The 13,573-nt window shown below is 70.8% G+C and carries 11 protein-coding genes; 7 read left to right on the forward strand and 4 right to left on the reverse strand.

Annotated elements, in window-relative coordinates; all coding sequences use genetic code 11:
- Nucleotides 1-10 precede the first annotated feature (10 nt).
- Nucleotides 11-1,495, forward strand: a complete 1,485-nt coding sequence (gene miaB / locus C8E87_RS22560) for a tRNA (N6-isopentenyl adenosine(37)-C2)-methylthiotransferase MiaB (RefSeq protein WP_133874942.1) — start codon at nucleotides 11-13, stop codon at nucleotides 1,493-1,495.
- Here the strand turns inward: miaB and C8E87_RS22565 are convergent.
- On the reverse strand, nucleotides 1,419-2,342 hold the full coding sequence (locus tag C8E87_RS22565) for a LysR family transcriptional regulator (RefSeq protein WP_133874943.1): 924 nt from the start codon (nucleotides 2,340-2,342) through the stop codon (nucleotides 1,419-1,421). The genes miaB and C8E87_RS22565 overlap by 77 nt on opposite strands.
- A gap of 83 nt (nucleotides 2,343-2,425) precedes the next feature.
- Between C8E87_RS22565 and C8E87_RS22570 the strand changes: the two genes are divergently transcribed.
- On the forward strand, nucleotides 2,426-3,367 hold the full coding sequence (locus tag C8E87_RS22570; RefSeq protein ID WP_133874944.1) for a threonine ammonia-lyase: 942 nt from the start codon (nucleotides 2,426-2,428) through the stop codon (nucleotides 3,365-3,367).
- A 131-nt stretch (nucleotides 3,368-3,498) separates the two neighbouring features.
- Here the strand turns inward: C8E87_RS22570 and C8E87_RS22575 are convergent, their stop codons facing one another.
- A complete protein-coding gene (locus tag C8E87_RS22575; RefSeq protein ID WP_133874945.1) occupies nucleotides 3,499-4,707 on the reverse strand; it encodes a DUF349 domain-containing protein in 1,209 nt (402 codons plus the stop codon).
- Between the two features lie 160 nt (nucleotides 4,708-4,867).
- Here C8E87_RS22575 and miaA point away from each other — a divergent pair, with 160 nt between their 5' ends.
- The 3 genes from miaA to C8E87_RS22590 are packed head-to-tail and all read left to right on the forward strand — an operon-like array spanning nucleotide 4,868 to nucleotide 7,348.
- The gene (miaA, locus tag C8E87_RS22580; protein ID WP_438866098.1) at nucleotides 4,868-5,797 is read left to right on the forward strand and encodes a tRNA (adenosine(37)-N6)-dimethylallyltransferase MiaA; all 930 of its coding nucleotides are present in this window, start codon (nucleotides 4,868-4,870) and stop codon (nucleotides 5,795-5,797) included.
- A 7-nt stretch (nucleotides 5,798-5,804) separates the two neighbouring features.
- A complete protein-coding gene (gene dapF / locus C8E87_RS22585; protein ID WP_133874947.1) occupies nucleotides 5,805-6,635 on the forward strand; it encodes a diaminopimelate epimerase in 831 nt (276 codons plus the stop codon).
- Complete coding sequence (locus C8E87_RS22590; RefSeq protein WP_133874948.1) at nucleotides 6,635-7,348, forward strand: glycerophosphodiester phosphodiesterase; 714 nt, start codon at nucleotides 6,635-6,637, stop codon at nucleotides 7,346-7,348. Before dapF ends, C8E87_RS22590 begins: the two co-directional genes overlap by 1 nt.
- A 40-nt stretch (nucleotides 7,349-7,388) precedes the next feature.
- Here the strand turns inward: C8E87_RS22590 and C8E87_RS22595 are convergent, their stop codons facing one another.
- The gene (locus C8E87_RS22595) at nucleotides 7,389-8,849 is read right to left on the reverse strand and encodes an NAD-dependent malic enzyme (protein WP_133874949.1); all 1,461 of its coding nucleotides are present in this window, start codon (nucleotides 8,847-8,849) and stop codon (nucleotides 7,389-7,391) included.
- Between the two features lie 205 nt (nucleotides 8,850-9,054).
- On the opposite strand from C8E87_RS22595, the gene hflX reads away from it, so the two are divergent.
- Nucleotides 9,055-10,473 carry a GTPase HflX gene (hflX, locus tag C8E87_RS22600; RefSeq protein ID WP_133874950.1) on the forward strand — a complete coding sequence of 473 codons (1,419 nt, stop codon included), beginning with the start codon at nucleotides 9,055-9,057 and terminating at the stop codon, nucleotides 10,471-10,473.
- A gap of 92 nt (nucleotides 10,474-10,565) precedes the next feature.
- A complete protein-coding gene (locus C8E87_RS22605; protein WP_133874951.1) occupies nucleotides 10,566-12,377 on the forward strand; it encodes a hypothetical protein in 1,812 nt (603 codons plus the stop codon).
- Between the two features lie 142 nt (nucleotides 12,378-12,519).
- Here the strand turns inward: C8E87_RS22605 and lexA are convergent, their stop codons facing one another.
- The gene (gene lexA, locus C8E87_RS22610; protein ID WP_133874952.1) at nucleotides 12,520-13,305 is read right to left on the reverse strand and encodes a transcriptional repressor LexA; all 786 of its coding nucleotides are present in this window, start codon (nucleotides 13,303-13,305) and stop codon (nucleotides 12,520-12,522) included.
- Between the last annotated feature and the right edge of the window lie 268 nt (nucleotides 13,306-13,573).

Consider the following 13,573-nt stretch of genomic DNA (forward strand, 5'->3'; position numbering starts at 1 on the left):
GCTCCTTGCCATGACTACTGAGCTGCAGGGCGCCACCCGCACGTACGACGTGCGCACGTACGGCTGCCAGATGAACGTGCACGACAGCGAGCGCATCTCCGGTCTGATGGAGGACGCGGGTTACGTGCGTGCCGCCGATCCCGAGTCGGCCGACGTCGTGGTCTTCAACACCTGCGCCGTACGGGAAAACGCCGACAACCGCCTCTACGGCAACCTCGGGCATCTGCGCCCCACGAAGCTGAAGAAGCCGGACATGCAGATCGCGGTCGGCGGCTGCCTGGCGCAGAAGGACCGTGGCGACATCGTCAAGAAGGCGCCCTGGGTCGACGTCGTCTTCGGCACCCACAACATCGGCTCGCTGCCCGCCCTGCTCGAACGCGCTCGGCACAACTCCGAGGCCGAGGTCGAGATCCTCGAGTCGCTCGAGGTGTTCCCCTCGACGCTGCCGACCAAGCGCGAGTCCACGTACGCGGGGTGGGTCTCGATCTCGGTGGGGTGCAACAACACCTGCACGTTCTGCATCGTGCCGTCGCTGCGCGGCAAGGAGAAGGACCGTCGGCCGGGCGAGATCCTGGCCGAGGTCGAGGCCCTGGTCGCCGAGGGCGTGCTCGAGGTCACCCTGCTCGGGCAGAACGTGAACTCGTACGGCGTCGAGTTCGGCGACCGGCTGGCGTTCGGCAAGCTGCTGCGCTCGACCGGGTCGATCGAGGGCCTGGAACGGGTGCGCTTCACCAGCCCCCACCCGAAGGACTTCACCGACGACGTGATCGCCGCGATGGCCGAGACCCCCAACGTCTGCCACTCGCTGCACATGCCGCTGCAGTCGGGCTCCGACCGTGTGCTCAAGGCCATGCGCCGCAGCTATCGGCAGGAGAAATACCTCGGCATCATCGACAAGGTGCGGGCCGCCATGCCCGACGCCGCGATCACCACCGACATCATCGTGGGCTTCCCCGGCGAGACCGACGAGGACTTCGAGCAGACCCTCGAGGTCGTCCGGCGGGCGCGGTTCTCCAGCGCCTTCACGTTCCAGTATTCGAAGCGCCCCGGCACGCCCGCCGCGGTCATGGCGGAGCAGCTGCCCAAGGCCGTCGTGCAGGAACGTTACGAGCGCCTGATCACCCTGCTCGAAGAGATCACCTGGGCCGAGAACAAGAAGCTCGTCGGCGAAAAGGTCGAGGTGCTCGTCGCGGTCGGCGAGGGGCGCAAGGACGAGCGTACGGGCCGGATGAGCGGCCGGGCCCGGGACGGCCGGCTGGTGCACTTCGCCACCGGCGGTCTCACCCCGCGCCCCGGCGACATCGTCGAGACCGTGGTGACCTACGCGGCCCCGCACCACCTCAACGCCGACGGCGAACCGCTCACCCACCGCCGCACCCGCGCGGGCGACGCCTTCGAGGCCGGCCGCACCCCGAAACTCAAGGGCGTCTCGCTGGGCCTGCCGTCGCTCGGTGTCCCGGCCCCGCTGCCGGCGGCCGAGGGCTGCTCGCTCTGATCCGCTCCAGCAGCGCGCTCGTCGCGGGCGGGTCGGGCGCTTCGCCGGCGACCGCGACGAGCACCCGCCGGGAACGTCCGGGCAGCGGCGCCACCCGTACGAGCTCGTTGCGGTGTGCCGTCAGCGCGAGCTCGGGCAGCGTCGTGACTCCCAGATCGCGCGCGACCAGCTGCTGGGCCGCCACGTAGTCGTCGGTGGTGAAGCGGATGTCGGGCGTGAACCCCTCGGCGGCGCACGCCCGCAGCAACTCGTCGCGGCAGCGCTCACAACCGCCGATCCAGCGCCGGTCACGATGGTCGGCCAGCCGGTCACCGGGCCAGCCGGCGGGCCGCACCAGGTAGGTCCGGTCCGCGAACAACTCCTCGGTGCGCAGGCCGGCCACGTCGGGCCCGTCGTCGTGCGTGAAGATCACGGCGACGTCGACCTCGCCGCGCCGCAGCAGATCGATCGCCTCGGGCGGCTCGGCCTCACGGAACCGCAGGTCGATGCCGGGATGATCGGCGTCGAAGGCGGCCGCCGCGGCGGGCACGAAGGTGCCGAGGGCCGACGGAAAAGCCGCCAGCCGTACGCGTCCCGCCCGCAGCCCGGAATGCGCCGCCAGCTCCTCCTCGGCGGCGTCGAGCCGGCCCAGGATCTCGCCGGCGCGATCGGCCAGCAGGCGCCCCGCCTCGGTCAGCCGGATCCCTCGGCCGACCCGCTGCACCAGCCGGCTGCCCGTCTCGGCCTCGAGCCGCGCCAGGTGGTGGCTCACCGAGGGCTGGGCGTAGTGCAGCGCCTCGGCCGCGGCGGTGACCGAGCCGTGTTCGGCTACGGCGACGAGCACGCGCAGCCGGGTGACGTCGAGCATGACCCCAATCTATCGACGCTGTCTATGGGTTGCCCACAGATTCGGCATTGGACCTATGGGTGCGTTCGGCCCACGATCGAGGCATGGTTTTCTCGTACGCCGATGTGCGCGCCGCCGTTCCGACGGTTTCCCGTCACCTGCCGCCCACCCCGATGTGGTCGTACCCCGTCCTGAACGCCGCCGTAGGGGCGACCGTGCACGTCAAGCACGAGAACACACAACCGGTCGGCGCCTTCAAGGCCCGCGGCGCCCTCAATCTGCTCGCGTCGTCGCCCGGCCGTGGCACGGTCACCTACTCGACCGGCAACCACGCCCAGTCGATGGCGTGGGCCAGTCACCTCTTCGACACCCCGTGCACGGTCGTCATGCCCGCCGGCGCCAATCCGGGCAAGGTGGCCGCCGTCCGGGCCTGGGGCGCGACCGTGGTCCTGACCGGCGACGTGCTGGCCGACGCGGAGGCCCACGCCGTCGAGCTGGCCCGCGAGACCGGTCAGCTGCTGGTGAGCCCGGGCGACACGCCGCAACTGCCGGCCGGCGTGGGCACCCTGTACGTCGAGGTCCTGACCGCCCACCCGGACCTGGACGCGATCGTCGTGCCGGTCGGCAGCGGCACCGGCGCGGCGGCCGCTGCTGTGGTCGTCGAAGCTCTCGCGCCCCGATGCGAGGTGATCGCCGTACAGTCGTCGGCCTCACCCGCCGCCCACGACTCCTGGCGTTCCGGTTCGCCGTGCACCCGCCCCAACCGCACCCGCGTCGAGGGCCTGGCCACCGGTCGCGGCTACGACCTGCCCCAGCAGATCCTCCGCAAGCACCTGACCGACTTCGTGCTGGTGTCCGACGCCCGCATCACCGAGGCCCAGCGCCTGCTTGCGACCTCGGCCCACACGCTCGCCGAGGGAGCGGGCGCCGCCGCCCTGGCCGCCCTGCTGGAGTTCCCGGACCGCTTCGCCGGCCGCGAGGTGGCCGTCATCTGCACGGGCGGCAACGCCTCCCCTGCCGAGCTGGCCGAACTGGCCGTTCCCTGACCCGGCAGCACCGCGAAAGGGGCGCTACGGCCCGGACCACGCAGTGAGCCGGGCCCGGAAGGGGCGGGACATGCGGACCGGGGGCCCCTCGGAGGTTTGAGGAGCCCCAGGACGCGTACGGGAAATTGGTTTCAGGAGGCCTGCTCGGCGAGAGCCAGGAACTGCTTCTTCGAGTTGAGCGCCTGCTCGGCTTCCTTGACGCGCTTGGCGTCGCCGGCCGCCTTCGCCCGTTCGAGACGCTGCTCGGCCTCGGCCACCTGCTCGCGCATCTGCTGGAGCAGCGGGTTGTCCTGCGGGGTGGTCTTGCGCCAGGCCGAGTCCATCGCCACGCGGATGCGTTCCTCGGCGGCCCGCCAGCGACGGTCGAGCGAGGCGGCCGACTCACGCGGCACCCGGCCGGCGTCGTGCCACGCGGCCTGGGCGTCACGCAGCTTGTTCTGAGCGCCGCGCGGGTCGGCGTCCACGTCGAGCGCCTCGATCTCGGCCAGGATCGCCAGTTTCTTGTCGAGGTTGCCCTTGTACTCGGCGTCGCGGGCCGAGAAGACTTCACTGCGGCGGGTGAAGAACGCGTCCTGAGCGGCCCGGAAACGTTCCCAGAGGCGCTGCTCGGCCTCCTTGGCGGCGCGCGGCGCGGCCTTCCACTCGGCCATCAGCTCCTTGAGCCGGTTGGCCGTGGCCGACCACTCGGTCGAGTCGGACAGGCTCTCGGCCTCGGCGACCAGTTCTTCCTTGGCCGTCTGGGCCTGCTTGCGCTGGCCGTCGAGGGTGGCGAAGTGGGCGCCGCGGCGGCGGGTGAAGCCGTCACGCGCCGTCGCGAACCGCTTCCACAGCTCGCCGTCGGTCTTCTTGTCGACGCCGCGGATCGTCTTCCACTCGTCGAGGATCTCTTTGAGCCGGTCGCCGGCCGACTTCCAGCCGGTGGACTCGGCGGCGATCTTCTCCGCCTCTTCCACCAGGGCCGTCTTGCGGGCGACAGCCTCGATCCGGGCCGTCTCGCGGGCCGCACGTGCCTCGCCGGCCTTCTCCTCGGCCAGCGCGGCCAGGCGGTCGAGCCGGTTGGCGAGCCCGTCGATGTCGCCCACCACGTGCGCCTCGTCAAGCTGCTGGCGCAGGCGCTTGACACTGGTCAGCGAATGCGACGCGTCGGCCGCGCCGGACTTGAGGCGTGCCTCGACGAGCTCGACCTCGGTCACGAGGTCGGCGAAGCGCCGCGCGAAGTGGGCCAGCCCTTCCTCGGGGGTGCCCGCCTGCCAGGAGCCGACCACCCGGTCGCCCTCAGCGGTCTTCACGTACACGGTGCCGTCGGCATCCACGCGCCCGAAGGCCGTCCAGTCGTTCATGACCCATCCTCGTCTTCCCGGCATCACCGATCTCACCGGATCGGTGACCACCGCCACAGCGCAGTCGAACGCCTAGCTTCTCTACGGCATTCTTTCTCGCGCATTGTCACAGGTCCAACCCGGTTACGGGGAAGCGCCCGCGGATGACCGTGGCCAAACCTTGTCCTACCGTTGCTCCGTGCCGTTCGCAGGAGCTCCGCGCGTGATCACTGTCGTCGGGCCGACGGCGGCGGGCAAGTCCGCTCTCAGCCTCGCCCTCGCCCACGAGCTGGGCGGGGAGGTGGTCAACGCCGACTCCATGCAGCTGTACCGCGGCATGGACATCGGCACCGCGAAACTCAGCCCGTCCGAGCGTGAGGGCGTCCCGCACCACCTGCTCGACATCTGGGACGTCACGTTTCCCGCGGCCGTCGCCGAATATCAGGGCCTGGCCCGTGCGGCGATCGACGACATCCACGCCCGGGGGCGGGTTCCGCTGCTGGTGGGCGGGTCCGGTCTCTATGTGCGGGCCGTTCTCGAGGAGTTCGACTTCCCCGGCACCGACCCGCAGATCCGGGCGCGGCTGGAGGAGGAGCTGGCCCACGCCGGGCCTTCCTCCCTGCACGATCGTCTACGTTCCCGTGATCCGGTGGCGGCGGAGAAAATTCTTCCCTCGAACGGGCGACGGATCGTGCGGGCGCTCGAGGTGATCGAACTGACCGGGCTGCCGTTCACCGCGGCCCTGCCGTCGCCCACGCCGCATTACCCGTCGGTTCAGATCGGGGTCGATCGCGAGGTGGCGGAACTGGACGAGCGGATCGCGCTGCGGGTCGACCTGATGTGGGCGGCCGGGCTGCTCGACGAGGTGCGCTCGCTCATCCCGTACGGGCTCAGGGACGGCCGTACGGCGTCGCGCGCGCTCGGTTATCAGCAGGCGCTCGCCGAGATCGACGGCCGAGCCACGGAGGAAGAGGCCAAGGCCGACACCGTACGGGGGACTCGCCGTTTCGTGCGGCGGCAGCGCTCGTGGTTCCGGCGGGACCCGTCGATCACCTGGCTCGACGGCGCCGCTCCGACGCTGTTGGCGGATGCGCTCGCGCTTACGGAATGATGGCGGCGTGCATTTCACCAAGGGCCACGGCACCGGCAACGACTTTGTGATCATCGAGGACGCCGACGGCGAGCTCGACCTGACCGCGGCGCAGGTCGCTGACCTGTGTCATCGGCGGTTCGGCATCGGGGCCGACGGTGTGCTGCGGGTGGTGCGCGCCGCCAAGGACCAGGCCGGGGCGGGCATGGCCGGCGAGGCCGAGTGGTTCATGGACTATCGCAACAGCGACGGCTCGATCGCCGAGATGTGCGGCAACGGGGTGCGGGTCTTCACGCGCTACCTGCTGGCGGCCGGCCTTGCCGCTTCGGGCGATTCCGGCATTCCGGTCGCGACGCGTGCCGGCGTCGTGCTGGCGGTGGCCGAGGGCGACCAGATCCGGGTGCACATGAGAAGCCCCCGGGTGTACGCGGCCGGCACCGCGACCACCGGTCCGCTGACGTTCCCGGGCGTGGCCGTCGACTGCGGCAACCCGCACCTGGTCTGCGGCCTGCACGACGGCCTGGCGCTGTCCTCGCTCGACCTGCACATGCCCCCCGGCTTCGACAAGGGGCTGTTCCCGCACGGGGTCAACATCGAGTTCGTCGTCCCCGCCGCGCCGCTGCCCGAGACGGATCTGCATGTCGAGATGCGCGTGTACGAGCGTGGCTCGGGCGAGACGCTGTCGTGCGGCTCGGGCGCGCTGGCCGTCGGCGCGGTCGCCCTGCGGGACGCCGGGCTCGCCATGGGCACGGTCGCGGTCGACCTGCCCGGCGGCCGGTTGACGGTGACCCACGACGAGGAAGACCGCTGGTGGCTGACGGGTCCGGCGGTGCTGGTCGCCTCGGGTGAGCTGATCTGATGCACATCGTGGCGCACCGGGGCTATTCGGCCCTCGCCCCGGAGAACACGCTGCCCGCCTTCGCCGCGGCAGTCCTCGGCGGCGCGACGCTGATCGAGTTCGACGTGCGCACCACCGCCGACGACGTCCCCGTGGTCATCCACGACCGCACGCTCGATCGCACCACCTCGGGCTCGGGGCACGTCTGGGATCTCCCGTACTCGGAGGTGGCGGCGGCCGACGCGGGCTCGTGGTTCTCACCCGCCTACGCCGGGACGCGCGTGCCCACCCTCGCCGCCGTGCTGGAGCTGCTGGCCGACGCGTCGCTGCTCCTGGAGATCAAACCACCGGCCACGCTGCCGCAGGTCAAGACCATCGTCTCGCTGCTCGATCAGTACGGGCTGCGGGAGCGGACGATCGTGCAGAGCTTCGACCCTCAGATCGTGCGGCTGGTTCGCGAGGTCGACCCCTCCGTACGCCGGGGACTGCTGCGGCTGCGCTTCGAGGCGGACACCCTCGACCTGGCCGACGAGCTCGACGTGGTCTGCCTCAACCCGTCGACGGCCGACGTGCTGGGCGACCCCGGGACGGTGACGGCGCTGGTCGCGCGGGGGATCGACGTGATGCCGTGGACGGCCAACGACATCGCCGAGTGGGGGCCGCTGATTCGCGGTGGCGTCGCGGGCCTGATCACCGACCGCGTGGCGGAGCTCACGGGCTGGTTGGCGCACTGATCGCGGCGGCCCTGGTCGGTGACCAGAGCCGCCGCAACGCTCAGAAGGTTTCTTCCGGGGCCCCGTCGAGCTCGGCCTCCGGCAGCGCGGCGGCGTTGTGCGGCGCCGCCGGGCCCTTGACGGCGGCGCGGATGGCCGCGGCGACCGCCGGGGTGACCTTGGGGTCGAAGACGCTCGGGATGATGACCGTTGGGTTGATCTTGTCTTCGCCCACCACGTCGGCGATCGCGCGGGCGGCGGCCAGCGCCATCTCCTCGGTGAACTCCTTGGCGCTGACGTCGAGCATGCCGCGGAAGACGCCCGGGAAGGCCAGCACGTTGTTGATCTGGTTGGGCTGGTCGGAGCGGCCGGTGGCGACCACCGCCGCGTGCTGCCGGGCGGCCCGCGGGTCGACCTCGGGGTCGGGGTTGGCCAGCGCGAACACGATCGACCTGTCGGCCATCCGGGCGATGTCGTCGCCGCTCAGCAGGTTGGGCGCGCTCACGCCGATGAACACGTCGGCGCCCACGATCGCGCCGGGCAGGTCACCGGAGTAGTTGTCCTTGTTGGTGTGGTCGGCCAGCCACTGCCACGTCTCCGACATGTCCGCCATGCCGCGGTGCAGAGCGCCCTTGCGGTCGTACGCGATGATGTCGCCCACGCCCTGGCGCAGCAGCAGCTTCATGATCGCCGTGCCGGCGGCGCCCGCGCCCGACACCACGACGCGTACGTCCTCGAGCCGCTTGCCGACCACCCGCAGCGCGTTGGTCAGCGCCGCCAGCACGCAGATCGCCGTTCCGTGCTGATCGTCATGGAAGACCGGAATGTCCAGCTGCTCGCGCAGCCGGGCCTCGATCTCGAAACAGCGCGGCGCGGCGATGTCCTCGAGGTTGATTCCCCCGTACGCGGGAGCGATCGCCTTCACGATGCGCACGATCTCGTCGGTGTCCTGCGTGTCGAGCACGACCGGCCACGCGTCCACGCCGCCGAACCGCTTGAACAGCGCCGCCTTGCCCTCCATGACCGGCATCGCCGCGGCCGGCCCGATGTTGCCCAGCCCCAGCACGGCCGAGCCGTCGCTGACCACGGCCACGGTGTTGCGCTTGATCGTCAGACGGCGGGCGTCGGCCGGGTTCTCCGCGATCGCCATGCACACACGGGCCACCCCCGGCGTGTACGCGCGGGAGAGCTCGTCACGGGTGCGCAGCGCTACCTTCGACTGCACCTCGATCTTGCCGCCGAGGTGCAGCAGGAACGTGCGGTCGGAAACCTTGCGGACGTCGACGCCGTCCTGTTCCTCGAGCTGCTTGACGACCTGGTCGGCGTGGCTGGAGTCGGCGGTGTCGCAGGTGAGGTCCACGAGGACGCGAGTGGGGTCGGAGTCCACCACGTCGAGCGCCGTCACGATGGCGCCGGCCTCGCCGACACAGGTGGTGAGACGACCGATGGACGAGGCGTCCGCGGTCACTGCTATCCGGATCGTGATCGAGAATCCTGCGCTCGGCAGGCGGGTCGTCACCACGGTGTTCCCTCCGACATTGGTGGGTGCGTCACCGTAATCTTGCCCCTGCGGAATATCGGATTCCATCCGGGTGGTTGTACCTGTCCCAAGGCAGGTCCGCCGCCCTCAACCGGATTCACACAACGCCCCATCAAACGCCCGGCCACGTTATGTGGATGCGCCGAACACGCTGACGTGCCACGATCGGGGCCGAGGAGGTCACCTTTTGCGAAACACTTACCAGGCACCCGTACTAGAACTTGACGAACCGGACGTGACGTCCGGCGACCTCGAGCTCGAGGAGCGGCATTCGCTGCGGCGGGTCGCCGGTCTTTCCACCGAGCTCACCGACATCACCGAGGTCGAGTATCGGCAGCTGCGGCTCGAGCGGGTCGTTCTGGTCGGCGTCTGGACCGAGGGCAGCGTCTCCGACGCTGACAACTCGCTGACCGAGCTGGCCGCGCTGGCTGAGACCGCCGGTTCCCAGGTCCTCGAGGGCCTGATCCAGCGCCGCTCCCGTCCCGACACGGCCACCTTCATCGGCCGGGGCAAGGTCGACGAGCTGCGCGACGCGGTCGTCGCCACCGGCGCCGACACGGTCATCTGCGACGGCGAGCTCTCCCCGAGCCAGCTGCGCAACCTCGAGCAGCAGGTCAAGGTCAAGGTCGTCGACCGTACGGCGCTGATCCTCGACATCTTCGCCCAGCACGCGAAGAGCAAAGAGGGTAAGGCCCAGGTCGAGCTGGCCCAGCTGCAATACCTGCTCCCACGCCTGCGCGGCTGGGGTGAGTCGCTGTCCCGCCAGGGCGGTGGCGCCGGTGGCGGCTCGGGCGGTGGCGGCGTCGGGACCCGTGGTCCCGGTGAGACCAAGCTCGAGACGGACCGCCGCCGCATCAACCAGCGCATCGCGAAGCTGCGCCGTGAGATCAAGGCCATGCGGACCGTACGGCAGACCAAGCGCTCGCGACGGGCCACCAGCGGCACGCCGGCCGTGGCGATCGCCGGCTACACCAACGCCGGCAAGTCCAGCCTGCTCAACCGTCTGACCCAGGCCGGTGTGCTGGTCGAGGACGCCTTGTTCGCGACTCTCGACCCGACCACCCGGCGCACCGCGGCCGAGGACGGGCGCGTCTACACGCTGTCGGACACGGTGGGTTTCGTACGCCACCTGCCGCACCAGATCGTGGAGGCGTTCCGCTCCACGCTCGAGGAGGTCTCGTTCGCCGACCTGGTCGTGCACGTCGTCGACGGCGCCCACCCCGACCCCGAGGGTCAGGTCAGTGCCGTACGCGAGGTGCTGGCCGAGGTGAACGCCGACAGCATCCCCGAGCTTCTGGTGATCAACAAGGTGGACGCCGCCGACGAGGAGACTCTGCTGCGGCTCAAGCGCACGTGGCCCGACGCCGTCTTCGTGTCGGCGCGGTCGGGTCAGGGCATCGCCGACCTGCATCAGGCGATCGCGGCCAAGTTGCCCCGGCCGCCCGTCGACATGCGCCTTTTGCTGCCCTATGACCGTGGTGATCTGGTCGCCCGGATTCATCGAACCGGTCAGGTGCTGCAGACCCGCCATTTGGAGGAAGGCACCGAGTTGCGGGTGCTCGTCGACGAGCGGCTCGCGAGCGATCTGGAGTCGTTCCGCAACTGAGCGTTTCTCGCGACACGACCAGCTGGGCCGGGGTGAGCTGGGTTGATTAACGCGTAACACCGGCACGCGACGCCGCATGCGACACTGATCGGATGCGGCGTCTCGTGTTCCCGGTGATCGTGGCCTCCGGGCTGGTGATGATCGGCTCGTCCGCGGCGTTTGCCGAGGATCCGGCCCCCACGGTCAGCGCGCCCTCGGTGGCGGGCAAGAAGATGTGCGCGATCAAGGACGAGCGGATCACCGAGGCGTCCGGGCTCGTGGCCACGCGGTCGGGCTATGTCGTGATCAACGACAGCACCGACAAGAACGCCAACAAGCGCATCTTCTTCCTCGACGCCAAGTGTGAGGTCACCAAGGCCGTCAAGTACAGCGGCGACGGCCCGCTCGACCCGGAGGACCTGGTCCTCTCGTCCGACGGCGCGAAGCTCTGGATCGCCGACATCGGCGACAACAACTTCGACAACGACGAGAGCCGCCGCACCATCGGGCTCTGGTCGATCGCGGCCGACGGGAAGGGCGAGCCCGTTCTGCACCGGCTTTCCTATCCCGAGGGCGACAAGCACGACGCCGAGGCGCTGCTGCTCAACGGCGACGGCACCCCGCTGATCGTGACGAAAGAGATCGGCAAACCGGCCGGCGTCTATCAGCCGACCGCCCCGCTCAAGGCGAACAACAAAGAGGGCGTGCCGATGCGGCGCGTCGCCGAGATCCAGCCCTCGGCGACCCAGACCGCCGGCGGCCCGTACGCGCGGATCGGCAACAAGACGATCAGCGGCGGCGCGGTGGCGCCCGGCGGCGGCAAGGTCGTGCTGCGCACGTACACCGACGCGCTCGAGTGGGACGTGAAGAACGGCGACGTCCTCGGCGCGATCAAGGGCAAGCCGCGTACGACCGGCCTGCCGAACGAGACGCTGGGCGAGGCGATCACCTACAGCGCCGACGGCAAATACTTCTACACCACGTCCGACATGAGCGGCGAGACGGAACCGCCGAACCACATCCTTCGCTACACGCCCGCCACCACGGTCGCGACCGCGGCCAAGGACGGCGACGACTCCGGCGGCGCCTGGTACGCGAATCTCGAGCTCAGCGACATCACGTACGCGGTCGGCGGGGTCGGCTTGCTCGGCCTGATCCTTGTGGGCGTGGGCGCGATGGGCATCGCGCGGCACCGTAAGCGCGTGGCCGCTTCGCCGGATTCCGCCTCCGCCTCCGCCTCCTCCGACGACGACTTCAAGAACCCGCTCGAGGGTGAACCCGAGACCGAGCTGATCGGGGTCGGCGGGGCGCCGCAGCGTGCCGGGGTCTACGGCGGCGCGCGGCCGGTCAACGGCTCGGCCTCCGGGCCCAAAGCGGGGGTCTACGGCGGCAACACCAACGGTCAGCGGCCGGTCAGTGGCAAGCCGCAGGGTGGCCGGCCGGCCAACGGGCAGCCGGCGCGGGCCGGGGTCTACGGCGGGCCGCAGGGGGGTCAGCCTCCGCGCGGGCCGCAGGGGCAGCCGCCTCGGGGTCCGCAGGGTCAGCCTCCGCGTGGGCCGCAGGGGCAGCCGCCTCGGGGTCCGCAGGGTCAGCCTCCGCGTGGACCGCAGGGGCAGCCGCCTCGGGGTCCGCAGGGTCAGCCTCCGCGTGGACCGCAGGGGCAGCCGCCTCGGGGTCCGCAGGGTCAGCCCCCGCGCGGGCCGCAGGGTCAGCCCCGCGGGCCGCAGGCGCAACCTCCGCGTGGACCGCAGGGGCAGCCGCCTCGAGGTCCGCAGGGTCAGCCTCCCCGGGGGCCGCAGCCGCGCGGCGGCGGGGGCGTCTACGGCGGCGGCCAGGGTGGACCGCCGCCCTCGGCGCGCGGCGGTCGCAACGACTTCCAGCAGCGCCCCGAGGGCCGTTTCGACGGTTACGGCCCCCGGCGCTGATCTGTTCCTGCTCCTGATCGCCTATGGACGGCTTCCCGTCGCCCGGGCAGCTTCGGGCTGCACGCCGTCTCCGCGCGTGGGCTCACGCCGTCTCCGAATGGCCTCGCGCCGTCTCGGTGGGCTCACGCCGTCTCGGGTGGCCTCAGACGCGGCGCAGCACGGCCACGACGCGGCCCATGATGGTCGCGTCGTCGCCCGGGATGGGGTCGAACGCCGGGTTGGCCGGCATCAGCCAGACGTGCCCGTCGCGCTGCCGGTAGCTCTTCACCGTGGCCTCGCCGTCGATCATCGCGGCCACGATGTCGCCCGCGTTGGCCGTCGGCTGCTGCCGCACGACCACCCAGTCGCCGTTGCAGATCGCCGCGTCGATCATCGAGTCGCCCTTGACCTCGAGCATGAAGACCTCACCCTCGCCGACCAGCTCGCGCGGCAGCGGAAAGAACTCCTCGACGGCCTGCTCGGCCAGGATCGGGCCGCCGGCGGCGATGCGGCCCACCAGAGGCACGTACGCCGGCTGGGGCCGCGCCGAACGCAGGCCCTCCTCGTCGACCATCTCGTTGGGGGAGCGGACGTCGACGGCGCGCGGCCGGTTGGGGTCGCGGCGCAGGAAGCCCTTGGTCTCGAGCGCCTTCAGCTGATAGGCCACGCTGGACGGCGACACCAGGCCGACCGCCTCGCCGATCTCGCGGACGCTGGGTGGATAGCCGTAGCGCTCGACCCAGTCACGGATGAACTCGAGGATGCGCTTCTGCCGGGCGGTGAGGTCGGCGGTGACCGGCTCGGGGAACTGGCTGACCACCGGGGTGACCGATCGCAGCTGCGGCGCGTCGGCGGCACGCCCGCGGCTCGGTGTGCGGCGGCGCAGGGCCGATCCGCTGTCTGACTTGGTCTGATGTTGCCGGCTGCTCGTCCGGTCGTCGGTCGACACGTCCGCCCTCCCTGTCGGCCAGTGCCCCGTGGGGTGGGGCACGTGGTGCGTCCTGCGTTCGCGGAGCCGGGCTGACGCCGTGGGGATGGCGCCGGCCGGCTGACCCTCTTGAGGGAGAACCGTAATGGCGCGGTACGACATATTCAAACATCTGTACGACATTCTTCCGGCGTGTCGCCCGGAAGTGCTCGACTTCCGTACGCGTGTTCTGATAGACCGTCGTACGGGCGTTCGATCGAACGCCCGTACGAAGATCGTCTCCCGGTGG

The sequence above is a fragment of the Paractinoplanes brasiliensis genome, assembly GCF_004362215.1.
GTDB classification, from domain to species: Bacteria; Actinomycetota; Actinomycetes; order Mycobacteriales; family Micromonosporaceae; genus Actinoplanes; species Actinoplanes brasiliensis.

Excerpts from the sequence above, each read along its gene's own strand:
- miaB (WP_133874942.1), top strand. The coding sequence starts at position 11 with ATGACTACTGAGCTGCAGGGCGCCACCCGCACGTACGACGTGCGCACG.
- C8E87_RS22565 (WP_133874943.1), bottom strand. The coding sequence starts at position 2,342 with ATGCTCGACGTCACCCGGCTGCGCGTGCTCGTCGCCGTAGCCGAACAC.
- C8E87_RS22570 (WP_133874944.1), top strand. The coding sequence starts at position 2,426 with ATGGTTTTCTCGTACGCCGATGTGCGCGCCGCCGTTCCGACGGTTTCC.
- C8E87_RS22575 (WP_133874945.1), bottom strand. The coding sequence starts at position 4,707 with ATGAACGACTGGACGGCCTTCGGGCGCGTGGATGCCGACGGCACCGTG.
- C8E87_RS22590 (WP_133874948.1), top strand. The coding sequence starts at position 6,635 with ATGCACATCGTGGCGCACCGGGGCTATTCGGCCCTCGCCCCGGAGAAC.
- C8E87_RS22605 (WP_133874951.1), top strand. The coding sequence starts at position 10,566 with ATGCGGCGTCTCGTGTTCCCGGTGATCGTGGCCTCCGGGCTGGTGATG.